21 protein-coding genes are annotated in these 24,818 nt (G+C 70.3%); 13 read left to right on the forward strand and 8 right to left on the reverse strand.

Annotated features, from left to right (window positions below; genetic code table 11):
- Nucleotides 1-21 precede the first annotated feature (21 nt).
- Nucleotides 22-1,875, forward strand: a complete 1,854-nt coding sequence (locus tag KY661_RS15475; protein WP_225410927.1) for a sensor histidine kinase — start codon at nt 22-24, stop codon at nt 1,873-1,875.
- Nucleotides 1,876-1,898: 23 nt separating this feature from the next.
- On the opposite strand, the gene KY661_RS15480 is transcribed toward KY661_RS15475, so the two are convergent.
- Nucleotides 1,899-2,663 (reverse strand): Stp1/IreP family PP2C-type Ser/Thr phosphatase, encoded by a 765-nt coding sequence (locus tag KY661_RS15480; protein ID WP_225410928.1) that lies wholly within the window; start codon nt 2,661-2,663, stop codon nt 1,899-1,901.
- A gap of 112 nt (nt 2,664-2,775) precedes the next feature.
- Entirely contained in the window at nt 2,776-3,153 is a 378-nt protein-coding gene (locus KY661_RS15485) for a DUF192 domain-containing protein (protein ID WP_075006869.1), read from the reverse strand.
- Between the two features lie 17 nt (nt 3,154-3,170).
- Here KY661_RS15485 and KY661_RS15490 point away from each other — a divergent pair, with 17 nt between their 5' ends.
- From KY661_RS15490 to rsmA, 5 genes are all read left to right on the forward strand, one after another.
- Nucleotides 3,171-3,674, forward strand: a complete 504-nt coding sequence (locus tag KY661_RS15490; protein WP_075006868.1) for a tRNA (cytidine(34)-2'-O)-methyltransferase — start codon at nt 3,171-3,173, stop codon at nt 3,672-3,674.
- Between the two features lie 34 nt (nt 3,675-3,708).
- Nucleotides 3,709-8,811, forward strand: coding sequence for a DnaJ domain-containing protein (locus tag KY661_RS15495; RefSeq protein WP_225410929.1), 5,103 nt, complete (start codon nt 3,709-3,711; stop codon nt 8,809-8,811).
- A gap of 153 nt (nt 8,812-8,964) precedes the next feature.
- Nucleotides 8,965-11,787, forward strand: a complete 2,823-nt coding sequence (locus KY661_RS15500) for a response regulator (RefSeq protein WP_225410930.1) — start codon at nt 8,965-8,967, stop codon at nt 11,785-11,787.
- Nucleotides 11,788-11,831: 44 nt separating this feature from the next.
- Nucleotides 11,832-12,830, forward strand: coding sequence for a tRNA (adenosine(37)-N6)-threonylcarbamoyltransferase complex transferase subunit TsaD (tsaD, locus tag KY661_RS15505; protein WP_075006866.1), 999 nt, complete (start codon nt 11,832-11,834; stop codon nt 12,828-12,830).
- Nucleotides 12,831-12,841: 11 nt separating this feature from the next.
- Nucleotides 12,842-13,678, forward strand: a complete 837-nt coding sequence (gene rsmA / locus KY661_RS15510) for a 16S rRNA (adenine(1518)-N(6)/adenine(1519)-N(6))-dimethyltransferase RsmA (protein WP_225410931.1) — start codon at nt 12,842-12,844, stop codon at nt 13,676-13,678.
- Nucleotides 13,679-13,687: 9 nt separating this feature from the next.
- Here rsmA and KY661_RS15515 read toward each other — a convergent pair whose 3' ends face one another.
- Nucleotides 13,688-13,969, reverse strand: a complete 282-nt coding sequence (locus KY661_RS15515; protein WP_225410932.1) for a hypothetical protein — start codon at nt 13,967-13,969, stop codon at nt 13,688-13,690.
- 103 nt (nt 13,970-14,072) lie between these two features.
- Here KY661_RS15515 and KY661_RS15520 point away from each other — a divergent pair, with 103 nt between their 5' ends.
- The 5 genes from KY661_RS15520 to KY661_RS15540 all read left to right on the forward strand — a co-directional run bounded on the left by KY661_RS15520 (nt 14,073) and on the right by KY661_RS15540 (nt 17,717).
- Nucleotides 14,073-14,720 (forward strand): deoxynucleoside kinase, encoded by a 648-nt coding sequence (locus tag KY661_RS15520; RefSeq protein WP_075007048.1) that lies wholly within the window; start codon nt 14,073-14,075, stop codon nt 14,718-14,720.
- Nucleotides 14,721-14,878: 158 nt separating this feature from the next.
- Nucleotides 14,879-15,778, forward strand: a complete 900-nt coding sequence (gene panB, locus KY661_RS15525; protein WP_225410933.1) for a 3-methyl-2-oxobutanoate hydroxymethyltransferase — start codon at nt 14,879-14,881, stop codon at nt 15,776-15,778.
- Between the two features lie 4 nt (nt 15,779-15,782).
- On the forward strand, nt 15,783-16,637 hold the full coding sequence (gene panC, locus KY661_RS15530) for a pantoate--beta-alanine ligase (protein WP_225410934.1): 855 nt from the start codon (nt 15,783-15,785) through the stop codon (nt 16,635-16,637).
- Nucleotides 16,638-16,651: 14 nt separating this feature from the next.
- A complete protein-coding gene (smpB, locus tag KY661_RS15535) occupies nt 16,652-17,137 on the forward strand; it encodes an SsrA-binding protein SmpB (protein ID WP_075006861.1) in 486 nt (161 codons plus the stop codon).
- 28 nt (nt 17,138-17,165) lie between these two features.
- Entirely contained in the window at nt 17,166-17,717 is a 552-nt protein-coding gene (locus tag KY661_RS15540) for a ClpXP protease specificity-enhancing factor SspB (RefSeq protein WP_225410935.1), read from the forward strand.
- Nucleotides 17,718-17,974: 257 nt separating this feature from the next.
- Here KY661_RS15540 and KY661_RS15545 read toward each other — a convergent pair whose 3' ends face one another.
- The 5 genes from KY661_RS15545 to KY661_RS15565 form a co-directional block, all read right to left on the reverse strand.
- Nucleotides 17,975-18,313 carry a DUF971 domain-containing protein gene (locus KY661_RS15545; protein WP_075006858.1) on the reverse strand — a complete coding sequence of 113 codons (339 nt, stop codon included), beginning with the start codon at nt 18,311-18,313 and terminating at the stop codon, nt 17,975-17,977.
- Between the two features lie 78 nt (nt 18,314-18,391).
- Nucleotides 18,392-20,089, reverse strand: a complete 1,698-nt coding sequence (locus tag KY661_RS15550) for an HD domain-containing phosphohydrolase (RefSeq protein ID WP_225410936.1) — start codon at nt 20,087-20,089, stop codon at nt 18,392-18,394.
- 20 nt (nt 20,090-20,109) lie between these two features.
- On the reverse strand, nt 20,110-21,012 hold the full coding sequence (locus KY661_RS15555; RefSeq protein WP_225410937.1) for a LysM peptidoglycan-binding domain-containing protein: 903 nt from the start codon (nt 21,010-21,012) through the stop codon (nt 20,110-20,112).
- Nucleotides 21,009-21,482, reverse strand: coding sequence for a FecR domain-containing protein (locus KY661_RS15560; protein ID WP_225410938.1), 474 nt, complete (start codon nt 21,480-21,482; stop codon nt 21,009-21,011). Before KY661_RS15560 ends, KY661_RS15555 begins: the two co-directional genes overlap by 4 nt.
- Before the next feature lie 67 nt (nt 21,483-21,549).
- A complete protein-coding gene (locus KY661_RS15565) occupies nt 21,550-22,356 on the reverse strand; it encodes a carbon-nitrogen hydrolase family protein (protein ID WP_225410939.1) in 807 nt (268 codons plus the stop codon).
- Nucleotides 22,357-22,570: 214 nt separating this feature from the next.
- Here KY661_RS15565 and KY661_RS15570 point away from each other — a divergent pair, with 214 nt between their 5' ends.
- Together KY661_RS15570 and nusA are read left to right on the forward strand one after the other, a co-directional pair.
- Nucleotides 22,571-23,056, forward strand: coding sequence for a ribosome maturation factor RimP (locus KY661_RS15570; protein WP_225410940.1), 486 nt, complete (start codon nt 22,571-22,573; stop codon nt 23,054-23,056).
- A 60-nt stretch (nt 23,057-23,116) separates the two neighbouring features.
- Entirely contained in the window at nt 23,117-24,814 is a 1,698-nt protein-coding gene (nusA, locus tag KY661_RS15575) for a transcription termination factor NusA (protein WP_075006852.1), read from the forward strand.
- Nucleotides 24,815-24,818: the final 4 nt, after the last annotated feature.

Genomic DNA, 24,818 nt, shown 5'->3' on the forward strand with positions numbered 1-24,818 from the left:
GAGGCCCAGCGGGAGGCTCGCTTGCAGGGCCCGCCTGGGGTCTTCCGCGAGTTCGAGCATGCCTGGCGTCACCTGGGCTACCTCTATGAGATCAGCAAGCTGCTCAGCCGCTTCGAGGACATGGAGCGCACATTCCCCCGGCTGATGACGCTGGCCACCCAGGTGCTGCCCGTGCGCACCGCCCTCGTGCTCGAGGGCGTGGGCGCCGATGGCCAGGCACTGCGGGAAGGGCCTCGCTTGAGCGCCTGGCGGGAGGACGGCGTGACGGACGTCCAGTTGGCCGGAGCCCAAGAGCAGGCCATCGCCAGCTATGGCTACCTGGTGGGCATGGGCCGGAGAGACCCCAAGCGGGGCGCGGTCAACGGACGGGACGCGCTGCAGGCTTGGGACGTTCCGGTGCCTCCCGCTCCCGGGGCGCCGACGCTCGTCACCCTGCCGCTGGTGGGCAAGGCGGGCATCTTCGGAACGATTCAGATGGAAGTGGCCGGGGGGGTGGCCGAGGAGGGGCTCGCGTTCATTGACGCGGTGGCCACCCAGCTCGCCACGGCCCTGGACCGGGCGCATGCGCTGCGGCGCGAGGTGGGCCTGCGCGAACGGGCGGAGGCGAGCGAGGGGGCCCAGCGCGAAATCCTGGAGCGTGAGCAGCGGGCGCGCCTGGAGCTGGAGAAGGCTCACCAGCGCCAGGCCTTCCTCGTCGAGGCGAGCGCGCGGCTGGCCCAATCGCTCGACTATCGCGCGTCGCTTCCCGAGGTCGCGAGCCTGCTGGTGCCCGCGTGGGCCGACGGCTGCGTCATGGATCTCTTCCCGGAGGACGCCAAGGACCCGCGCGGCACCGAGCGCGCCGCCCTGGTGGTCATCCAGCCTCCGGATGCCGAGCCCGCGAGCACCTCCTTCGTCGCCCGGACCTTCCAGGACCACCCCTGGGTGGTCCTGCCCGCGACCCCCGGAAGCCTGGTGGAGCCGCCCGGGGCGGTGGAGCAGACCGAGTGGTCCGGGTTTCCCTCCAACCTGCGTCTGCGCCTCCAGGTGCGCGGCCGCACGCTCGGGGTGTTGAGCCTCATCTCCGCCCGGCCCGGACGCTATGCGCCCGCGGACCTTGCCCTCTTCGAGTCGCTGGCCCAGCGCATCGCCGCGGCGGTGGACGCCGCGCACCTCTACCAGCAAGCCCAGGAGGCGGTGCGCTGGCGTGACGAGCTGCTCGCGGTCGTCTCCCACGACATCAAGACGCCCCTGCTCGTGGTGAGGCTCAACGCGGAGATCATCCTCCGGGCTTCCCAGGAAGGCAGGATGCACGCGCGGCAGTGCCGCCTCCTGGAGTCCATCCTCCACTCGGTGGAGCACATGGGCGCGCTCATCGGGGGATTGCTGGACCGCTCGCGCTTGCAGGGCATGCCCGTGCCGCTCACGCTCCAGCCACAGACGGTGGAGGCGCTCCTCGAGCAAGCGCTTCAGGTGCTGGAGCCCATCGTCCACAACAAGTCCCAGACGCTGCGGGTGGAGCTGTGCCCGGGGCTCCGGCGGGTGCATGCCGACCGGGAGCGCGTCCTCCAGGTGCTCACCAACCTGGTGGGCAACGCCATCAAGTTCACGCCCCCCGGGGGCCTGCTCACCCTGCGGGTGAAGCAGATGGACGGGATGGTGCGCTTCTCGGTGAAGGACAGCGGGCCGGGCATCTCGCCCGCGGACCTTCCCCACCTCTTCGAGCGGTTCTGGCGCTCCTCCAGCGCGGCCGAGCGGGGGACGGGGCTGGGGCTGACCATCGCCAAGAACCTGGTGGAGGCGCACGGCGGCACCCTCTGGGTGGAGTCCCACCTGGGCGAGGGCAGCACCTTCTTCTTCACCCTGCCCGCCGTGGACGCCCCAGCGCCGGCCTAGACGCGGCCCCGGGCGCCGGGGGCTCAATCGCCGTGGTAGCGCGCCAGCACGCAGGTGACGTTGTCGTTGCCCCCCGCGGCGTTGGCCAGGTCGATGAGCTGGGAGCAGGCCTTCTCCAGCTCCGAGGTGCGGCCGAGCACCTCCTGGATCTGCGGATCCGTCACCATGCCGGACAGGCCGTCCGAGCAGAGCAGGAAGACGTCGTTCTCCTTGGGCTCCAGCCGGGTCACGTCCACGAGGACGGATTCCTTCATGCCCAGGGCGCGGACGATGACGTTCTTGTGCGGGAAGTTTTCGATCTCCTCCGGCGAGAGCTTCTTGGCCTTGAGGTAGTCGTTGAGCAGCGAGTGGTCCTCGGTGATCTGCCGCAGGGTGCCCTCGCGGAAGAAGTAGACGCGGCTGTCGCCGACGTGCCCCACGTAGGCCGTGGCGTTGGCGAAGTACACGGTCACGATGGTGGTGCCCATGCCCTTGTACTTCGTGTCGCTGCTGGCCCGCTCGAAGATCTTCGCGTTGGCCAGTTTGATTCCGGTGGCCAGGCGGTTCTCATCGTAGTTGCGCGTCTTGTCCATCTTGAACGGCCAGGTCGCCTCCGCGTCCCGGGACGTCATCCGGAAGAACTCCCCCAGCTCGTCCACCGCGATCTTGGAGGCGATCTCTCCGGAGGAGTGCCCGCCCATCCCGTCCGCGACGCAGCAGAGGCTCTCCTCCGGCAGCAGGAGGTAGTTGTCCTCGTTGTGGTTGCGCTTCATCCCGACGTGGGTGATGCCGGCTACTTCGATACGCATGCGCGGGAACTCGCAGTCAACGCGTGGCGATGGACGCGTGGAAAACGCCGGGCAGGTTAACAAAGCGCCCGGATGGGGGCAAAACCCATGAAGTGTGGCCCCCGCTCTTTCCTCAGAGGGGCTCCGGGCCCGCCGGGGCCGCCGGTTCGAAGGCGAGCCGGTCGCCCTCCTGCGTCCCGCTGGCCGCCAGCGTCCCCGCGGGCAGCTCCAGCACCGAGTGGGCCTTGAAGACCAGGGAGCTCACGCGCCAGGGGGGCATCGCCAGAAGCTGCTTGACGACGGTGCCTTCCGGATCCAGGAAGGCCACGTCGATGGGGATGCGCATGAAGAAGGTGTGGATGGAGTTACACGGCACGATGTGCATGCCCTCGCCGAAGGCCAGCGAGCGGCGGCCCATGAGCCCCAGGAAGCGGTCCACGAACGAGGTGGCCCGCTCGGCGCGGTCCGCCAGGAGCTTGCCCCGGGTGAGGTTGTTCACCTTCCATCGCATGTGGAGGGTTCTACCCCATGCTTGAGCCGCTGGCGCGTCCGCTGCACCTGGTCCTGGTTTCTCCCCAGATTCCGCCCAACACGGGCAACGTCGCCCGCCTGTGCGCGGTGACGGGCAGCCGGCTCATCCTGGTCGAGCCCCTGGGCTTCTCCATCGCCGACCGGGACCTCAAGCGGGCCGGGCTGGACTACTGGGACAAGGTGTTTCTCAAGCTGTATCCGACGTATTCCGCCTACCTGGAGGAGTTCCCGGACGCCCGGCGGTGGCTGTTCTCGGCCCGGGCCGCCACCTCGCTGTACGCCGCCCGGTTCGAGGCGGGGGACCACCTGGTGTTCGGCTCGGAGGTGACGGGGCTGCTTCCCGAGGTGATGGAGGGGGGCTCCGGGCAGGCGGTGACGATTCCCATGCTGGAGGCGCGGCGCAGCCTCAACCTCTCCACCTCGGTGGGGATTGCCACTTATGAGGCACTCCGGCAGGTCCAGCTGGGGAGGGCGGCCGGTCAAGCGTTCCCGACAAGTTGAGGGAAGGGGGGGAGGGACTAGACTCGGTGGGGTTATGACGACCTCGTCCGTCGCCGAAGCGCTGTACTCCGCTCATAAATCCCGGGCCACGGGGCAGCTGACGCTCCATGCGGGGGGGCGCGAGTCGCTGTTGTTCCTGCAGGAGGGGAACCTGGTCGGCACGCGGCTCGGGTTCGGCTTCCAGAGCCCCGCCCAGGCGCTGCTGCAGTCCGGGCGCATGGGCGCCGAGGCGCTGGATGCGCTCTGGGCCCGGGGTGGCGCGGGCACGCCGGACGAGGATCTCCTGGAGGCGCTGGGGGTGGGGACGGAGACGGTGACCGAGTGCCAGGTGCTCGCGCATGTCCGGAGGCTGAGCCAGCTTGCCGAGCGGTCCGCGTTCGAGCCCGGGGGCGTGGAGGAGATGTTCCGGCCCATCGCGGGGATTCGGGTGGTCCGGGCCGCGCTGGAGTCGGTGCAGGGCCGGGGGGGGCCGTCCCGGGTGTACCGCTGCCTCGATGTGACGGCGTGTGCGCCGTGGCTGGCCCGGCCAGAGGAGCGGGCGCTCCTGGAGTCGCTCGTGGAGTTCCGGCCGCTGGAGCCTTCGGAGGCAGGAGAGGAGGCACTGCTCCACCTTCTTGAGCGCGAGGGGCTCGTCGAGTCACTTCGCGTGGAAGAGTGGGAGGCACGGGAGCGCGCCCGGATCGAGGAGGCGCGGCTGGCGGAGGAGGCACGGCTGGCGGAAGAGGCGCGGCTGGCGGAAGAGGCCCGCTTGGCTGAAGAGGCGCGGCTGGCTGAAGAGGCCCGGCTGGCGGAAGAAGCCCGCCGCTCGGCCGAAGAGGCGCGACTGGCGGAAGAGGCGCGGCTGGCCGAAGAGGCGCGCTTGGCTGAAGAGGCGCGGCTGGCCGAAGAGGTGCGGCTGGCCGAGGAGGCGCGCCTGGCCGAGGAGGCGCGGCTGGCTGAAGAGGTGCGGCTGGCCGAAGAGGCGCGTCTGGCCGAAGAGGCGCGTCTGGCCGAAGAGGCACGGCTGGCTGAAGAGGCCCGCCTAGCGGAAGAAGCCCGCCGACTGGCCGAAGAGGCACGGCTGGCTGAAGAGGCGCGACTGGCCGAAGAGGCACGGCTGGCCGAAGAGGCGCGGCTGGCCGAAGAGGCGCGTCTGGCCGAAGAGGCACGGCTGGCCGAAGAGGCACGGCTGGCGGAAGAGGCTCGCCTGGCGGAAGAGGCTCGCCTGGCCGAAGAGGCTCGCCTGGCCGAAGAGGCACGCCGCCTGGCGGAAGAGGCGCGTCTGGCCGAAGAGGCACGGTTGGCGGAAGAGGCACGCCTGGCCGAAGAGGCCCGCCGCTCGGCCGAAGAGGCTCGCTTGGTCGAAGAGGCCCGCCTAGCGGAAGAGGCCCGCCTGGCCGAAGAGGCTCGCCTGGCTGAAGAGGCGCGGCTGGCCGAAGAGGCGCGACTGGCCGAAGAGGCCCGCCTAGCGGAAGAGGCACGGCTGGCTGAAGAGGCGCGGCTGGCCGAAGAGGCACGACTGGCCGAAGAGGCACGCCGACTGGCCGAAGAGGCACGCCGACTGGCCGAAGAGGCGCGTCTGGCTGAAGAGGCGCTGCTGGCCGAAGAGGCCCGCCTGGCGGAAGAGGCGCGCTTGGCTGAAGAGGCGCGACTGGCTGAAGAGGCGCGACTGGCCGAAGAGGCACGCCGACTGGCTGAAGAGGCGCGACTGGCTGAAGAGGCACGGCTGGCTGAAGAGGCGCGCCTGGCCGAAGAGGCGCGCCTGGCCGAAGAGGCACGCCGCTCGGCCGAAGAGGCGCGCCTGGCTGAAGAGGCGCGCCTGGCCGAAGAGGTGCGGCTGGCGGAAGAGGCGCGACTGGCCGAAGAGGTGCGGCTGGCTGAAGAGGCCCGCCGCTTGGCCGAAGAGGCACGGTTGGTTGAAGAGACGCGACTGGCCGAAGAGGCGCGCTTGGCTGAAGAGGCGCGGCTGGCCGAAGAGGCCCGCTTGGCCGAAGAAGCGCGGCTCGCGGAAGAGGCCCGCCGCTCGGCCGAAGAAGCGCGTCTGGCTGAAGAGGCGCGTCTGGCCGAAGAAGCGCGACTGGCCGAAGAGGCGCGTCTGGCCGAAGAGGCACGGCTGGCGGAAGAAGTGCGGCTGGCGGAGGAGGCGCGCCTGGCCGAAGAGGCCCGCCTAGCGGAAGAGGCCCGCCGCTCGGCCGAAGAAGCGCGGCTGGCCGAAGAGGCGCGCTTGGCTGAAGAGGCGCGCTTGGCCGAAGAGGTGCGTCTGGCGGAGGAGGTGCGTCTGGCGGAGGAGGCCCGCCGCTCGGCCGAAGAAGCGCGACTGGCCGAAGAAGCGCGGCTGGCTGAAGAGGCCCGCCTGGCCGAAGAGGCACGCTCCCTTGAGCTGGCGAGATTGGCCGAAGAGGCGAGGGTCGCGGAGGAAGCTCGCCGGGATGAAGAGGTTCGGCTCGCGGAAGAATTGCGTCTCGCCGCTGAAGCGCGCCACGCTCAGGAAAATGCCCGCCAGGAAGAGGCGCGGCTGGCCGAAGAGGCGCGTCAGGCCGAGGAAGCCCGCCAGGAAGAGGAGCGGCGGCGCGCCAAGGAAGCCCGGCTGGCCGAGAAGGCCCGCCGCATCGAAGCCGCCGCTCTTGAAGAGGATGCACAGCAAGCCGAAGCGGAACGTCTGGCTCAGGAAGCACGGCTGGCCGAAGAGGCGAGACGGGCCGAGGAAGACCGGCTGGCCGAGGAGCTGCGCCAGGCGGCAGAGGCTCGCCGGATAGCGGAGGCCGCCCATCCCTTCGAGCCCACGGAGGCCCCTGCGGGGCTTGGGTTGGACGAGGAGGCCCGCCAGGAAGAAGAGCGGCGCCGCGCCAAGGAGGCCCGGCTGGCGGAGAAGGCCCGCAGGGCCGCGGCCATGGCTCCTCGCGAGGAGGAAGACACGCGCGAGCCAGCGCCCGAGGCGATTCCCTTGGTGCAGGAGGCTCCCAGGGCCGAGGAGGCTTCGCTCGTCGAGGCGCAGCGGCTGGCGGAAGAGGCTCGCCTCGTGGAAGAGGCCCGTCTGGCGCAGGAGGCGCGCCTGGCCGAAGAGCAGCGTCTGGCCGAGGAGCTGCGTCTGGCCGCGGAGGCTCGCCAGCTCGCGGAGTCCCACGCTCCTGCCGCGGAAGCGAACCCCGCCGAGGATGCACACCGGCAGGAAGAGGCCCGGATCGAGGAGCGGCGCCGCGCCAAGGAGGCCCGGCTGGCGGAAAAGGCCCGTCAGGCGGCCGAGGCGGCCCGTCTCGCGGAAGAGGCTCAACAGCAGGAGCAGGACGGGCGTGTCGTCGAGGAGGTGCGCTTCGATGATGCGATGCTCTTGATGGAAGAGGCCCAGCAGGCTGATGGGGCCCGTCAGGCGGAAAGCCCCCCGGCAGCGCCAGAGGCGCCTTCCCTCGATGAGGAGTTCCTGCTGGTCGAGGAGGCGCCTCCGCCCGCGAGCGCGCCCACCCCGCTCGCGGCGGAGCCCATCACCGACTTCTCCTGGTCCGATGCCATTCCCGCGCCGGCGCAGCCCCAGGACGTGCTGCCCCCGGAGGACCGGGAGGCCCTGCGTCTGGCGCGGCAGTGGGCGGAGAACGAACTGCTCCACGACATGGAGGAAGTGCAGCGCCGGTTGGTGGCCTCCCCAGCCGAGGAGTGGCTCATCGACGATCTGGAGCCGTCCTCCTCCGCCGGGCGCACCCCGCCGTCTCCTGCCCGGAGCGCTTCGGCCCCGGCCCCCGGGGAAGTCGACCTGGAGCAGGACGTGTGGAGCGATCTGGTCCCCCCTGGCGAGAACGCGGCGCCCCCGGCAGCCCCTCCAGCCCCTGTGGCGGCCCTCGCGCCGCCGGAGACGGTCTCCGAGGACGTGGCCTTGGCGCCCCCTGACTCGAAGGCGGGCGGGGCGCCTGCCCGGGCCGGAGAGGATGACCTCTGGCGCATCGTGACCTTCGAGCAGGGCGAAGGCCCCGAGGACTTCTCGTCCTCGTTCGAGGCCGCGCTGAATCAGGTGGACTCCCACCTGGAGAGCCTCGTCAACGCGGGGGCGGCCGGGTTCGAGTTGCCCGTGGAGGCCACCGTCGAGGCGGCGGCCGAGCCCGCGCCTGGAGGTTTCCTGTTGCCCCCTGATGACAAGGGAACGGCAACTGGACAGACTGCATCGGGCATCCCTGCCGGAACCGCTCAAGATGCCGATGACGACCTGAGCGGTCTGGATGATTGGGACTTCAACGAGGACGACGTGGCGGGAGACCCCTCCAATCCGGACGACGAGGCCAAGCTGAGGCGCCAGCGCCTGCTGCGCCGGGCCATGGAGAACATGGGGGCCCTGGGCGCCCGGCCCGAGAGCCCCTCTGGCGCCGTGGCCGAGAGCCCCGTGCCGGTGGCCAGCCCTCCCGAGGCCCCGCTGGCGGCCCCGAGCGCCGCGGAGCTGGGGCTGGCGCAGCAGATCGAGCAGCGCTACGCCGAGCTGCAGAGCCGCAGGGACCACTTCACCGTGCTGGGGATTCCCCAGGACACCCCGAAGGATCAGGTGAAGGCCACCTTCCTGAGCATGGCGAAGGTGTTCCACCCGGACCGGCTGCCCCCGTCGCTGGTGCACCTGGCGCCGAAGATGACCGCCGTCTTCGATGCCATCCGCGAGGCCCACGAGGTCCTCCACGACGATGCCAAGCGGGCCTCCTATGTGGAGGGCTTGAAGGCGAAGGCCGCGGCGGCCAAGTTCGCGGGCACGGGGTCCGCGCCTGCGGTGCGCTCGGGCTCCAGCGACAACCCGGACGACCTGTTCAAGATGGGCGAGGTCTACTTCCGCAAGCGGGACTTCGTGGCGGCGGCCGAGCACTACGAGCGGGCCTACACGCTGGCGCCCAAGGCGCTGTACCTGGCCGCCCGGGCCTGGGCGCTCTACATGGACCCCCAGCGCAAGGCCGAGGTGGCCAAGGCCAAGCAGATGATGGCCGATGCGGTCCAGGCGGACCCACAGTGTGACCGGGCCCACTACCAGCTGGGCGTCATCGCCCGGGTGGAGGGGGACATGGACCGGGCCGAGCGCCACTTCCGCGAGGCGGTGCGCACCAACCCGAAGCACCTGGAGGCCAACCAGGAACTCCGTTTGATTGAAATGCGGAAGAAGAATACCCCGTCGCCCAAGAAGGGGCTCTTCCGCTGAACAATCGCAGCCTGGCCGCCTGTTCGCCGGCCAGAGCGGCGGGGCGTCCGGGGGGCTCAAACCATTGACATGCCTGGAGAGGGGGCGTGATCATCACGCCACTCCTCGGCGCCCGGCTCACCTGAAGCCGTGGGCAGCGAAAGGCAACCGAACGTGGCCAAGCAGCACCTGCTCCTGGTCGATGGTGACGCGAAGAGCCTTCGCGTGATGGAGGTCAGCCTGAAGAAGGCTGGCTTCTCCGTCACGACCGCGATCCATGGCAAGGACGCGCTGGAGAAGGTTCAGATCAGCCCGCCGGATCTCGTGCTCGCCGATACGAAGATGCCCGAGATGGACGGCTTCGAGCTCTGCAAGGCGCTCAAGTCCGACGAGCGCTTCAAGTCCATCCCCTTCGTCTTCCTCACCAACCAGAAGTCGGTCGAGTTCAAGGTCCGGGGTCTGGAGCTGGGCGGCGACGACTACCTGACGAAGCCGATCTACATCAAAGAGATCGTCACCCGCGTCCGGATGATCCTCCAGAAGGCGGAGAAGGAGCGGATCGAAAAGCGGGAGACGACCAAGGGCGGCTTCAGCGGCAGCCTGGCCGACATGGGCGTGGTGGACCTCGTCCAGACGTTCGAGATCGGCCGCAAGACGGGCGCCATCTCCATCCAGGGCGAGCGCATCGGCGCCATCTACTTCAAGGAGGGCCGCGTCATCGACGCGGAGCTCGGGCGCCTCAAGGGAGAGAACGCGTTCTACCGGATGTTGAACACCTTCGAGGGCCAGTTCGAGGTGCAGTTCACCCCGCTGGACCGCCCCGAGCGCATCGAGGTCTCCACCCAGGGCCTGCTCATGGAGGGCATGCGCCGGCTGGACGAGTGGGGCCGCATGCTCGAGCAGCTGCCGCCGCTCGAGACGGTGTTCGAGATCGACTACCACCAGCTCGCCGAGCGCCTGTCGGAGATCCCCGACGAGGTGAACGGCCTGCTGCGCCTCTTCGACGGCAAGCGCACCTTGAGCCGCGTGGTGGAGGACTCGGACTTCGAGGACCTGGCCGCCCTCGGCATCATCAGCAAGCTCTACTTCGAGGGGCTGATCCGCGAGCTAGGCAACATCTCGCAGGAGCCCGTCCAGAGCGGCAAGCCGGGCATCGAGGCGTGGCTGCACGCGGTGGCCCCGCCGGCGCCCGCGGCCCCGGCCACGCCCCCCGCCGCCCCGGAGCCCGTGGCCCCTCCGGCCCCGGCTCAGGCCGCGGCGCCCGTGCCCGCCGCGCCGCCCCAGCCGCCGCCGCCGGTCGCCACCCCCGTGCCCCTTCCGCCCGTGGCCGCTGCGGCCGCCGAGGTGCCCGCGCCGCCGCCCAGCATTCCCGCGGTGGTTCCTCCGGTGGCTCCCGCCACGCCTCCGGCCGCGGCGGCGCAGCCGGCCAACGTCGTCGTCTTCCAGCCGAAGCCCAAGCGGCCCGGTGCGCCCATGGAGCCGGAGTCCGCTCCCAGCGCCGCCGCGCCGAAGGGCGAGTCTTCCGCGTTCCTCGTGGAGCCGCCTCCCGAGCACCGTGCCCAGGAGCACGCGCGGCGCAGCCTGCTGCTCGACTGGAGCCGCGTGGACACCGATGGCCTGGGCTCGGCGAGCACCTGGGCGCCCATCCCCTCGTGGTCCCCCTCGGGCCGGAGTGCCCCTCCGTCCAGCGGCCCGGCCCCGCAGGCCGCCGCCCCGGCCCCGCAGCCGTCTCCGGAGCCGCCTCCGGCGGTCCCTCCGGTGGGCGCCAGTGAGGCCGATGCCGCCGCGTCCCGTCCTCCCATCTTCGGGGGCGCCGCCATCGGGCCCAGCGCGGTGCCTCCGGTGCCGCCGCCCACGCCGGCCCCGCCCTCGTCCGAGGTGACGCTGGTGAGCGCCCCGGAGCCAGAGTCCGTGGCCGAGCCGATCAGCGTGGATGAAGTGGCCCCGCAGCTGGCGCTGCCTCCCTACCCGGGACACGGCGCCCCCGCGGCGTCTCCCTCCACCGCCAAGGCGCCCGAGACCAAGCCGTCCGAGCCGCCCAAGGCATCCGAGTCCAAGGCGTCCGAGTCCAAGGCCCCCGCCAAGCCCGCGGCGAAAGAGGACACGGCCTCCCTGCCGACGCTGGACCTCAAGCCCGCCCCGGAGCCGCGCCCCGCGCCGCCCAAGAAGGACGCTCCCGCGAAGGAGGCGCCTCGCGCGTCACCTCCGAAGAAGGCCTCCGGAGAGAAGAGCGGTGGGGTGGATGAGCAGGCGCTCTCCCAGGCCGTGAAGCCCAAGCGCACGGGGCTCTACATTGGCCTGGGCATCGTGGCGATCGCCGTGGCTGCGGCGGTGGTGGGGCTCAGCGGCTCCGCCGAGCCGTCTCCCGCGCCGCCTCCTGCCAAGGGGTCCTCGCAGGCCAAGCCTGCCGAGGCGCCGCCGAAGCCCGAGGAGAAGGCGGGCGCTGCCTCACCGGACACGGCCCTCGCGGCCAAGCCTCCGGTGGAAGCGCCCCCTACGCCTGGCACCACGCCCCCTCCGCCCACGCCTCCGGCGCAGGCCGCCGAGGCGGCCGAGGCGGCCGAGGAAGAGGACACGGCCGAGCCCACGCCCCAGGATGCCTCGAAGCCCGCGGATCCCGAGCGGGACTACTCGGACTTCATCAAGCAGGCGCGCTCGGCCATCATGAACGAGCGCTACAAGGCAGCCTCGAGCAAATACCGCAAGGCGCTGCGGCTCAAGCCGTCCTCGGACGAGGCCCGCGAGGGCCTGGGCTTCTCGCTGGTCATGGGCAGCACCAGCGATTCCGCCTACCGCGAGGCGGTCCGGCTGCTGCAGGACGTGGTGAAGGAGAAGGACACCAACTCCCGGGCGTGGTTCGCCCTGGGCATGGCGCTCCAGGTCACCAGCCAGAATGCGCAGGCGGTGAAGGCGTATAAGAAGTACCTTGCGCTGGAGCCCTCCGGGAAGTTCGCCTCGGATGTCCGCCTGGCCCTCAAGCAGTTGGGGAGCAACTAGGCGGCAGAGGGCTCGGGCCCTGGAGGGCCTGGGAGATCGCCGCCTTGCTCGTACTCGGACTGGAAACCAGCTGTGATGAGACCGCCGCCGCCCTCGTGGAGGACGGCCGCCGTGTGCTCTCGGACGTCGTCTCCACCCAGGTGGACATTCACCGGCGGTGGGGTGGGGTGGTGCCCGAGCTCGCCAGCCGCAACCACATCGTCCAGGTCATGCCGGTGCTGCACGAGGCGCTGACGCGGGCCGGCAAGACGCTCGACGACGTGGACCTCATCTCCGTCACCTCGGGGCCGGGGCTCATCGGCGCCCTGCTGGTGGGGGTGCAGGTGGCCAAGTCGCTCAGCTTCGCCACGGGCAAGCCGTTCGTGGGCGCCAACCACCTGGAGGGGCACCTGCTGGCCATCCGGCTGCTGGAGGATGCGCCCGAGCCGCCGTTTCTCGGGCTGGTGGTCTCCGGCGGGCACACCAGCTTCTACGAGGTTCAGGACTACGGGCGGTACCGGCTCGTCGGCAGTACCCGCGACGACGCGGCGGGCGAGGCCTATGACAAGACGGCGCGCATCCTCGGGCTGCCGTACCCGGGGGGCCTGCCCATCGACCAGCTCGCGCAGAAGGGCAACCCGGAGGCCATCCACTTCCCCCGGGCGCTGCCCCAGCAGGACACCCTGGACGTGTCCTTCTCGGGGCTGAAGACCTCCGTGCTGAACCATGTGCGCAAGCACGGCGTGCCCGAGGGGCAGGCGCTCGCGGACCTGTGCGCCTCGTTTCAGGAGGCGGTGGCCGATGCGCTGTCGCGGAAGTTCGTCGCCGCGGCGCGGCGGCTGGGGCTCCAGCGGCTGGTGATTTGCGGCGGGGTGGCGGCCAACTCGCGGCTGCGCTCGCTGTGCCAGGAGCGGGCCCAGGAGCGGGGGCTCCGGCTCTACCTGCCGCCCGTGCGGTTGTGCACGGACAATGGGGCGATGATCGCCGTTGCAGGGTATGAGGCGTGGCGCCGCGGGCTTCGCGGCGATGTCCGGCTCGCCGCCGATCCGGCGTGGCGGATGTAAGAAAGGAACACGTGGAATCTCCGCGCGACATTCTCAAGCGGCACGGGCTGCACGCGAAGTACAGCTGGGGGCAGAACTTCCTCGGGGACGCGCAGGCCCTCGAAGACATCGCCGATGCGCTGGAGCTGCGCGCGGGCGAGCCCGTGGTGGAGCTGGGCCCCGGGCTGGGGCACCTCACGCGGTTCCTGGCGGCCACCGGGGCGCAGGTCACCGCCGTGGAGCGCGACCGGGACATGGTCTCCGTGCTGGAGAAGGAGGCCATCCCCGGCGTGCGCGTGGTGGCGGGCAACGCGGCCACCGTGGACTTCGCGCAGGTGGCCGGGGTGCCGCAGGTGGCCGTGGTGGGCAACCTCCCGTACCACCTGACGAGCTCCATCCTCTTCCAGGTGTTGGACCAGCGCGCGAAGGTGTCCCGGGCCGTCTTCACCCTCCAGAAGGAAGTGGTGGAGCGCCTCGCCGCCAAGCCGGGCACGCGGGACTACGGGCTGCTCTCCGTGCTGCTGGGGCTCCACTTCGGCATCGAGCACCTCTTCACGCTGGAGTCCCACCTGTTCCACCCGCCGCCCAAGGTGGACTCGGCGGTGGTGCGGCTCACGCGGCGGGCCTCGCCGCTCGCCCCGGTGGTGGACGAGGAGCGCTTCACGCGCGTGGTGAAGGCCTCCTTCGCCCACCGCCGCAAGACGCTGCTCAACTCGCTCAAGTCCGACCGGACGCTGGCCACGCCCGAGCAGTACGTGAAGGCGCTGGAGACGGCGGGCATCGATCCGATGCGCCGCGCGGAGACGCTGTCGCCCGAGGAGTTCGCCGCGCTGGAGCGGGGCCTGGGGCCCGTGGCCCAAGGCGCCTGAGCGGGGCCGTTACCCCTCGCCCAGGCCGAGGTCCTTCAGCCGCCCGCCCTGCTGCTTCAGGAAGGCCTGGAAGTCGGCTTCCGGGATGCGCATGCGGGCCAGCACGCCGCGGAGGATCTCCTCCACGGTGCCCTCCTTGCGGCGCTTGAGCTCGAGCGCCACCTTGAGCAGCACCACGCCGTAGAGCGGGTCCGTCCCACCGGGGGGCGGGGGCGGTGCCTTCTGGAGCGGCGCGGTCTTGCGCGGCGCTTCCAGGTTCACCACCGTCTTGGCCCGCTGCTTTCCGCGCATCGCCGGCGGACCCTACGGAACACGCCCCGGGAGCGTCAAGCGCAGCCCCGAAGAACCCAGGAAAGTTGCTGGAAAAGCGGCCCCGTGCTTTGTGGTGCCGCAGATGGACAACCGCTACATCGTCGTCGAAGGGCCCATCGGCGTGGGCAAGACGAGCCTCTCCAACCTCCTGGCCGAGCGCTTCCGCGCGCGCCGGGTGCTGGAGGTGGTGGAGGAGAACCCGTTCCTCTCCCACTTCTACACGGACCGGCAGAAGTACGCCTTCCAGACGCAGACGTTCTTCCTGCTGTCGCGCTTCCGGCAGCAGCAGGAGCTCTTCCAGCAGGATCTCTTCAGCTCGGTGACGGTCAGCGACTACCTGTTCGCCAAGGACCGCATCTTCGCCTGCCTCACGTTGGACCCGCAGGAGCTGGCGCTCTATGACCGGGTCTTCGAGGCGCTGGGGCCCCGGGTGACCAAGCCGGACCTGGTCATCTACCTGCAAGCCCGCCTGGACGTGCTGCTGCACCGGATCAAGAAGCGCGGCCGGGAGTTCGAGCGCAAGTTCGACGCCGGGTACCTGGAAGAGCTGGTGCACGCCTACAACGAGTTCTTCTCGCACTACACCGAGACGCCGCTGCTCGTGGTGAATACCTCGGACATCGATTTCGTGAACAGCGAGACAGACCGGGAAGCGCTCGTCCAGTCCATCCAGAACGCGCGCCTGCCCGGCATCCACCACCACGAGGCGGCGCCAGGCAGGCGGGCGTAGCGCCGGGAGGGCGGTGCCCAGGGGGCGTGGCGGTGAGAGAAACCCCCAGCGGCCCCGGAAGGGCGTTAGAGTGCGGGTGGAAGCCTCGCGGATCCCTCAGGGACGGCGAAGGCCGACACCGCAGCACCTGACACCCTCACCCCACAAGGAGGTGAACCGTGAAGGACAAGGTCACCATCCATACCCTGAAGCGCATGAAGCAGGGCGGCCAGAAGATCTGCATGGTCACCGCCTATGACGCCACCTTCGCACACATCCTGGACCGGGCCGGCGCGGACGTCCTGCTGGTGGGCGACTCCCTGGGCATGGTGTTCCAGGGCCATGACTCCACGCTCCCCGTGACGATGGACCAGATGGTCTATCACTGCGCCGCCGTGAGCCGCGGCGCCAAGCGGTCCCACATCGTGGGGGACCTGCCCTTCATGAGCTACCAGACGTCGGTGGAGAGCGCGGTGCGCAACGCCGGCCGGCTCGTGGCCGAGGGTGGCGTGGGCAGCGTGAAGCTGGAGGGGGGCGCGGAGTTCGCCGATGCGGTGGCCGCCATCACCCGCGCCAGCATCCCCGTCATGGGGCACCTGGGGCTCACCCCCCAGTCGGTGCACAAGATGGGCGGCTACGTGGTGCAGGGCAAGGATGAGCAGGCCGCGGAGAAAATCCTTCAGGACGCGCTCGCGCTGGAGCACGCCGGGGCCTACGCGCTGGTGCTGGAGGGCGTGCCCACGGAGCTGGCCCAGCAGGTAACGCAGCGCCTGAGCATCCCCGTCATCGGTATTGGCGCGGGCGTGCACTGCGATGGCCAGGTGCTCGTCTGTTACGATCTCCTGGGGATGAACCCGGACTTCAAGCCCAAGTTCGTCAAGCGCTACGCGAACATGCACGGCTCCATCACCGAGGCGGCGGGCGCGTTCTTCTCCGAGATTCGCGCGGGCGCCTTCCCGGACGCGGAGCACTCCTTCCACTCGAAGACGCTGCGGCTGGTGCCCAGCAAGGCCGCCCCGGGGCTGGAGCTTGCCGAGCCCGCGGAGAAGGTGGGCCCCGTCTACGGAGTTCCCGTCTAGTCCCATGGCCCCCCTGGTTCTTCGTACCGTGGCGGAGGTGAAGGCGTGGGGGGCAGCCCTGCGCCGGGACGGGCGCACGCTCGCGCTCGTTCCGACCATGGGGTACCTGCACGACGGGCACCTCTCGCTCATGCGCGAGGGGCGCCGCCGCGCAGACGGGGTTGCCACCTCCATCTTCGTCAACCCCACCCAGTTCGGTCCCAAGGAGGACCTGTCGCGCTACCCGCGGGACTGGGAGGGGGACCTGGCGCGGTGCGCCAGCGCCGGGGTCGACGCCGTCTTTGCCCCCGAGCCCTCCGTCATGTACCCGCCGGGGTATGAGACGTATGTGGAGGTGACGGAGGTGAGCCAGGGGCTGTGTGGGGCGCGGCGCCCCGGGCACTTCCGCGGCGTGGCCACCATCGTCACCCAGCTGCTGTGCCTCTTCCGCCCCGAGGTGGCGCTGTTCGGGGAGAAGGACTACCAGCAGCTCCAGGTCATCCGGGCCATGAACCGGGACCTGCACTTGGGCGTGGACATCGTCGGCATGCCCACGGTGCGCGAGCCGGACGGCCTGGCGATGAGTTCCCGCAATGCCTACCTCTCGCCGGACGAGCGCAAGCGGGCGCTCGCCATCTCGCGCGGGATGGGCAAGGCCCAGGCCCTGTTCCGGGCGGGTACCGGGGAGGTGCCGGCGCTGCTGGAGGCGGTCCGCGAGGAGCTGCGGGCCGCGGACCTCCGGGAGGACTACGTGGAGCTGGTCGACGCGGAACGGCTGACCCCCCTGGCCTCTGTCCGGCCCGGCCAGCCCGCGCGTCTGTTGGTGGCCGCCTTCTGTGGGGCGACACGGCTCATCGACAACCAGCCTCTGGGCGGTTAGGGGAACATCAACTTATGTCGGGTGGTAAGGCGAAAGGGGCAGGGGGCGCGTCCGCGGTGAGGATCATCACCGAGAACCGCAAGGCGCGCGCGGCCTACTCGGTGGACGAGAAGCTCGAGGCGGGCCTGCAGCTGCTCGGCAGCGAGGTGAAGTCCCTGCGCGACGGCACGGCCAACCTGTCGGATGCCTATGCCCTGCCCAAGGGCAACGAGCTGTATCTGCTCAATGCCCACATTGGCACCTACAAGCCCGCCAATGTGTTCACGCATGAGCCCACCCGGGGGCGCAAGCTGCTCCTGCACCGGGAGGAAATCGAGCGATGGGCAGCGAAGGTGCGTGAGCGGGGTTATTCCATCATCCCGCTTATGCTGTACTTCAAGAACGGGCGGGCCAAGGTGGAGCTGGGGCTCTGCCGGGGCAAGACGCACGAGGATCGGCGCCAGGACATCAAGGAACGGGAGACAAAGCGGGAAATGGATCGCGCCGTGCGCCGCCGTTAGGGCCCGGGCATCCCCCGCGAACAGCAGGATGGACAAGACGGTTCCCGACAAGAAAGAGCGGCTGCTGGCGGCACTCGAGCAAGGGCTGGTGATGGTCCACCTGGACGCTCGCCGCCCCGGGGTGCTCGTGCCGACGCACCTGCGCAACGAATCCCACCTGCGCCTGAACATCTCCTACCGCTTCGATCCGCCGGACCTGGCGGTAGGCGAGTGGGGCGTGCGCTCCACGCTCAGCTTCTCCGGGAGCCGCTTCACGGTGGCCGTGCCCTGGTCCGCGCTGTTCGCCATCACCAGCCACGTGACGAAGGAGTTCTGGCTCTACCCGGATGACATCCCCGTGGAGTTCCTCCAGCAGACCATGGTGACGTCCAAGGCCCCCATGCCCGAGGCGGCCACCCCGTCCCCGGCCCCGCAGGCGGAGCCCCGGGCGCGGACGTTCCTCCGCGAGGTGCCCGTCGAGCGGACGGAGCCCGCGCCGGACGAGGCGCCCAAGGCCCAGGCCGAGGAGCCTCGGGAGGAGCCTCGGGACGAGCCCCCGTCTCCCTCTCCGCGCCGGGGCCACCTGCGCCTGGTGAAGTGAGCCGCCTCAGCGTTTCTGGAGGCGCTCGTCGAGCGTGGCCGGTGCGCCCCCGGTGAAGGTGCCCTTCCACGGCTTGTAGCCCGGCAAGGTTGGCGGGAGCCTCCCGGGCCACCTGTTCAGCCGGGCGGGAGGCCAGCCCTTCCAGGAGCGGCAGGGGCTCGGCGTGAAGGGCGCAGCCCTGGGAGCGAGCCCGGCGCCGAGCGTCGTGGAATTCATCTCCGGCGCGGGTAGCGTTCGTTCATGGGCCGCTTCCGGGCTCAGCTCGCCGGCTGGGTGAGGTCCCGGAGCAGGGGCCAGGGGTAGATGCCCGTGGCGTGGCCGTCGCTGAAGACGGGGCTGAGCGCGTAGTTGCCCACCGGGTGCAGCTGCTGGATGCGCAGCTCCGCGGGCACGCGGGACGGGTCCAACGTGCGCTGGTTCGTCCACTCATCCACGCACCCCGCGCAGGGGCACTGCTGGCGCAGCACCTGGGCGGTGGCGGAGGTACTCGTCCCATCGTCCCAGACCAGCGTCAGCCGGGCCCCGTCCGGCGAGAGCCGGACATCCGTGGCCGAGATGGGCTTGGGGGCGGGTTTGATGCGATCCCAGAAGCTCAACGGTTCACCTTTCCGCGCCACAATGGCGTTGGTGCGTGCTTACCACCCCCGGGCACGGGGCGGGAGCACGCACACCGCTCAGGAGGCGAGCTTCACCGGTTGGCGGTGCCCCTCCAGGCGGACGCCCTTCTTCTGCAGCACCCGGCGCAGGGCCTCCACCACGGCGGGGTCCAACTGGGCCCCGCTGAGCTTGTCGAGGATCTGCACCGCCTGCTCCAGCGGCATGGCCTTCTGGTAGGGCCGCGTGGAGGTGCAGGCATCGAAGGTGTCCGCGCACGCGACGATGCGCGCCAGCATGGGGATGTCCTCGCCCTTGAGCTTGTCCGGGTAGCCGGTGCCGTCCCAGCGCTCGTGGTGGTTGCGCACGCAGGCGCGCACCCCGGTCAGGAAGCTCACCGCGCCGATGATGGAGTCGCCGATGCCTGGGTGCTCGCGCATGATGTCCATCTCCGCGTCCGTCAGCCGCGACTGCTTGCAGAGGATGGACTCGGCGATGCCAATCTTGCCGATGTCGTGGAGGATGCCGCCGTACTGCAGCTGCTTGAGCTGGCGCTCGGGCAGGCTCAGCTCCTTGCCGATCTCCACCGCCACGTCGCCCACGCGCTGGCTGTGGCCGCGGGTGTACGCGTCCTTGGAGTCGATGGAGTTGGCCAGCGCGACGATGGTCTCCAGATAGCCCTGCTCCAGGCTCTCGTAGAGGCGGCGGTTCTCCATGTCGTAGGCCATGAGCTGCTTGCTCATGTAGTTGAAGGTCTGCGCCAGCTCCCCCAGCTCGTTCTTCTGGGGCAGGCTCACCTCGGCGCCGAAGTTGCCGTTGGCCAGCTCCAGCGCCTTGGCGGTGAAGTTCTTCAGCGGCCGGGTGAGGTTGCGCGAGAAGATGTACGCCAGCGCCACCGCCACCAGCATGGCGCCGCCCACCCCCAGCAGGATGCGGTCCTCCATCACCTTCACCTGGCGGTAGGCCTGCACCACGGGCTGCTCGGAGAAGATGGTCCAGCCCAGGTCCTGCACCAGGTTGTAGGCGGACACCGTGGCGTCCGTGCCCTGGCCGAAGTTGCCCACGTGGAAGTGCTCCGCGTCCGGGGAGTGCGCCACTTGCTCCAGCAGGTGGCTCACCGGGCCGCGCTGGGACACGTCCGTGCCGGGGCTCAGCCCCGCGCCCCCCGCGACGACGCGCCCATGGCGGTCGGCGACATAGAAGAAGCCGTTGGAGCCCACGCGCTCCTGCTGGAGCATCTCCTGGAGCCCCGCGAGGGACACGTCCGCGGCGATGTAGCCCTTCACGGGCTCGCCCACGGAGATGGCCAGCGTCATCACCGGGGCGCCCTGGACCTGGGGGGCCACCTCGCCGTAGCGCAGGCCGTTGAGCCCCTCCAGCAGGGCGCGCGCGCGCGCCTCGTGCTCGCCCACCGCGCTGGGCGGCAGCTCATGGACGGCGAAGGCCTGCAGCCCGGGCAGCCGCTCCTTCTGCGCGGAGAAGGCGGTGATGGCCAGCACGTCGCGGCGCTGGGTGAGCACCGAGGCGATGAGCGCCTGCTGCTCGGCGGGAGACTTCGCGAAGAAGGGGGTGTTTGTCAGGCCCACCACGGCTTGCACCGGGCCGGACAGGACATCTTCCAGCTTCAGCCGCAGCTGCTTGACCCGCTCTTGGGCCAGCTCCTGCGCATCGCGCACGAGCAGCTCCCGGGTGTGGGACACGGACAGCCAGCCCACCATCACCGTGGGGATGATGCTGGCGACCAGCATCAGAAGGAGGATGGCTTTGAACAGGCGCACGTGGTGTCAACCCCTTGGGACTACTTCCAGGCGGGACTTCCGACCTGGAGCTTCACCGCATCTTCGACCAGCTCGAACAGGCGCTCGGCCGCGGGGGCCGGCTTCTGGCCCTCGCTCAGGGCCCTGACACTCCACCGGTAACGGCCTGCCGGCAGCGGCGGCAGCTCCAGCTGCAGCTGCGCCGGTGAGACCGTGCCGTGGTGGACGGGCGTCCCCTGTGCCGAGAGTACGTCCACCCCATAGCCGGTGGCACCCTGCACGGCGGTCCACGAGAGTGTCACCGGGCCAAGCTTTCCGCGCACGGGCACGAGCTTGAGCCGGGCGTTCGCGTCGGGCTTGCGCAGCGTGGGGGCCGCCAGCGGGCGCCGGGGCGCGGGCGGCGGCTGGCCCTTCTCCACGCGCACCTCCTCGCCGGCGTGTACCGGCTGGGTGACGTTCTCGGCGGTCACGCGCACGGCGGGACCGGTCTGGACGGCGACGGTGGTGGCGCCCTCCGCGTCCACCGACACCTGGAAGGACGAGCGGCCCGCCAGGGCCGGCGTCACCAGCCGCCAGGCCCCATCGGCCGCCTGGGCCGCGGACTGGTACTGGGCGGTCTGGAAGTGGGCCTCGGCCTCCCGGAGCCGCGCCGCGGCCTCCTCGTGCTTCGAGGCCTCCGCGCCCGCCTGCGCCATGGCCTGGCGCGCGGCGGTGAGCGCCCCGAGCGCCTTGGCGCGGTCGGCCTCGGGCGGCAGCTTGAGCACGGTGCCCGCCGGAACGGCATCGGAGGTGAGCCCGTTGAGGGCCTTCAGCTCGCTGGCGCCCAGGGGGTCTCCCAGCAGACGTTCGGCGAGCTGGGACAGCGATTCGCGCTCGCCCACCACCACCTCGGTCACCGGGGGGGTGGCACAGAGATAGGCCAGGAGCAGGAGTGCGGGTTTCATTGGAAGACGATCTCCCGGCCGGCCTGGATGGTGGCCGAAGGCGTGGAGACGGAGAGCGTCTGGGTGGCGGGGGCCTCCAGGGTGGCGTCCACCTTGCCCTTGCGCACCGTGACGTCGGCGCGCCCCTGGCCGGGCCGGGGCCGCGTCTCGGCGATGCCGATGAGCGCATCCTCCGCCAGGTTCACCGAGCCGCCGTGAACGAACACGATGTGCGCGCTGGCGCCGCCCGCGGTGCTCACCTTGTCGTTCTCGAACAGGGGCAGCCCCTCGCGGGCCGCGAGCCACTCGTCGCCCGAGGCGCGCTTGAGCTTCACATCCCCCTTCACCTCCTTGAGGTGCGCATGCGGCGTGGGGGGCCGGAGGGGGGGAGGAGGGGGAGATGACGCCTGCGGCTTCCCGTCGGGGCTACAGCCGGCGGGGAGGGCCGAGAGCGCAAGGGCCATGAGCATGTAGGTCCAGCGTCCGTTCACGAGCGGTTCCGGGTCCGGAGTCTAGCCGGGGTTCATCCCCGCTCGCACGTGCCGGGGGAAGCCCTTGCTAGTCCAGTAGGCGGCGGTGTTCGAGGCAGGGGAGGTTGCGGCGGATGCGCTGCTGCAATTCATCATCCACCGGGGCCAGGGCCAGCCCTTCACCCTCCGAGGCGCGTGCCGTCACGAGCCCCCAGGGGTCTACCACCATGGCATGGCCATAGGTGATGCGTTTGTCGGAGTGGCGCCCACCCTGGGCGGGGGCGAGCACGTAGCACTGGTTTTCGATGGCGCGGGCCCGGAGCAGCACCTCCCAGTGGTCCTTGCCCGTCATCAGCGTGAAGGCGGCGGGGACGGCCAGGAGGGTGGCCCCGTCCCGGGACAGGCGCCGGTACAGCTCCGGGAAGCGCAAGTCGTAGCAGACCGAGAGCCCCAGCCTGCCCACATCGGTGGTTGCCGCGACCACCTCCGTGCCCGGGGCGACCGCCGCGGACTCGTGGTAGGTGGCCCCATCGCCCACCTCGACGTCGAACAGGTGCATCTTGCGGTAGACGGCGAGCCGCTCGCCCTGGGGGCCGAGGAGGACGCTGGTGTTGTACAGGCGCCCACCCGGGGCGCCGGTCTCCAGGATGGAGCCCGCCAGCACCGTGACGCGCAGCTCCCGCGCCAGCTCCGCCATGCGCCCGAGGGTAGGGCCCTCCAGGGACTCGGCGGCCGAGGCGCGCTCGGACTCGGAGCCCATCCAGCTGAAGTTCTCCGGGAGCCCGACCAGGCGGGCGCCCAGCTGGGCGGCCTGCCGGACGAGCCGGGTGGCCACCTCCAGGTTGTGAGCCTTGTCTGCGGTCGACACCATTTGAGCGGCGGCGATGAGGTGCATGGGGGCCTTATAGAAGGTGTCCGGTAAGCATGGAACCCTTGGGAATCATTGTCCTTGGGTGCTCTGTTCTCCCCGGCACGTGGGCGCGTCATCCTTTACACTCCGTCAGGCCGTGTGGTAGGGGACCCGCCCGACATTTTTCGATGGCCGTTTTTCGAAAAGTGGGCCGCCGTGCCCGCTTTTCTTTTTTTGGAGCCAGGTAGACCGGACGCGTATGGCGGAAAGCAACTTCAAGCAGACGGTGGAGGCCCGGGCGCTGAGCCTGCTGGAGCCCATCGTTGCGGGCGAAGGGCTCGAACTGGTGGATCTCGAGTTCGTCCGTGAGCGTGAGGGGTGGGTGCTTCGCCTGTTCATCGACAAGCCGGGCGGCCGGGTGGGGCTGGACGAGTGCAGCCAGGTGTCCCGCGCGGTGGATCCAGCGCTGGACGTCGAGGATCTGGTCCCCAACGAGTACAGCCTGGAGGTCTCCAGCCCCGGGGTGAACCGGCCGTTGAGGAAGCCGTCGCACTACGAGCGGGTGAAGGGGCAGAAGGTGAAGGTGAAGACCTTCGGCCCCATCGGCGACCCGCCCCGCAAGAACTTCTCTGGCACCCTCACCGAGGTGTCGGCAGAAGAGATCGCGGTCGAGGTGGAGGGGGCGGGCGCTTTCCGCATCCCCTTCAAGGACATCGCCAAGGCGAACCTGGAGTTCGAGTTCTAGCCGTCCCACATACAGGGCGCGCCCGTTTCGGCGGGCCCGTGGACCATTTAGGAGAGAATCATGCCTGCTCAAGCCAACCCCAACATCAACCTGAACCTCGTCCTCGACCAGGTGGCCAAGGACAAGGGCATCGAGCGGAGCGTGCTCGTCGCGACCCTTGAGGACGCGATGAAGACCGCGGCCAAGAAGCACTTCGGCCAGGACCGCAACCTCGAGGCCAAGTACGATGTGGACAAGGGCGTGGTCGAGCTGTTCCAGGCCATCACCGTGGTGGAGGAGATCGTCGACCCCGTGCAGGCGGTGAATCAGATCACCATCGCCGAGGCGCACAAGAAGGGGATGGAGGTGGAGCAGGACGACGAGCTCGTCTTCCAGATCTTCTACCGGGATGAGGACGCCGCCGAGGCCAAGGCCCAGGACGACCAGTACGGCGACATCCTGCGGCTGAAGACGTTCCGGCGCGGCTTCGGCCGCATCGCGGCGCAGACCGCCAAGCAGGTCATCCTGCAGCGCACGCGGGATGCCGAGCGCGAGAACGTCTTCAACGAGTACAAGGACCGCAAGAACGAGATCGTCACGGGCATCGCCCGCCGGTTCGAGCGCGGCAACATCATCGTGGACCTGGGCCGCGCCGAGGCGGTGCTGCCGGTGCGCGAGCAGGTGCCGCGCGAGACGTACCGCCCCGGGGACCGGGTGCAGGCGTACGTGCTGGACGTGCTGCGCGAGTCCAAGGGCCCGCAGATCGTCCTCAGCCGCGCGTCGGTGAACCTGCTGACGAAGCTCTTCGAGATGGAGGTGCCGGAAATCGCCGAGGGCATCGTCGTCATCGAGGCGGCGGCGCGCGAGCCGGGTGGCCGCGCGAAGATCGCCGTGAGCAGCCGGGACTCGGACGTGGACCCCGTGGGCGCGTGCGTGGGCATGAAGGGCAGCCGCGTGCAGGCGGTGGTGCAGGAGCTGCGCGGCGAGAAGATCGACATCGTCCCCTTCGACGAGGACCCCGCCAGCTTCGTGTGCTCCGCGCTGGCGCCCGCCGAGGTCAGCCGCGTCATCATCGACGAGGCCAACCACGCCATGGAGCTCATCGTCCCGGATGACCAGCTGTCGCTGGCCATCGGGCGCCGCGGCCAGAACGTCCGCCTGGCGGCCCAGCTGACGGGCTGGAAGCTGGACATCAACAGCGAGAGCCGCGTGCGCGAGATGCGCGAGTTCGCCAACCGCTCGCTCGGCTCGCTGCCGGGCGTCAACGAGATGCTCATCGAGACGCTCTACGCCCACGGCTTCCGCCAGTCGAAGGACGTTGCCGAGGCGAGCCCCGAGGTGCTCTCGCAGATTCCGGGCCTGGACCCGACGCGCCTGGCCGCCATGCAGGAGGCCGCGCGCAAGCAGATGGTGGACGACGCGGCGGAGCTCTCCCGCATGGACCACGAGCGGGAGGCGGCGCGCATCGCCGAGGCCCGCCGTCATCCGGACGAGCTCAGTCAGCCCGAGCGCATGGCGCGCGTCCGGGGCCTGGGCGAGAAGACCATCGAGGCGCTCATCGTCAGCGGTTACAAGACGGTGGAAGACATCGCCAACGAGAAGGACCTCCAGAAGCTCGGCGACGTGCCGGGCGTGGGCATCAAGAAGGCGCGCCAGCTCAAGAGCGCGGCCGAGAACTATCTGGTGGAGGAAGCCAAGCTTCGCGTGGAGTTGAACGCCGAGCGGGGCCTGCCTCCGCCCTCCGCGTCCGGGAGCGCGGAAGTCGCCAAGTCGCCGTAAACTC

The sequence above is a fragment of the Allostigmatella hybrida genome, assembly GCF_020103775.1.
Taxonomy (GTDB): domain Bacteria; phylum Myxococcota; class Myxococcia; order Myxococcales; family Myxococcaceae; genus Hyalangium; species Hyalangium aurantiaca.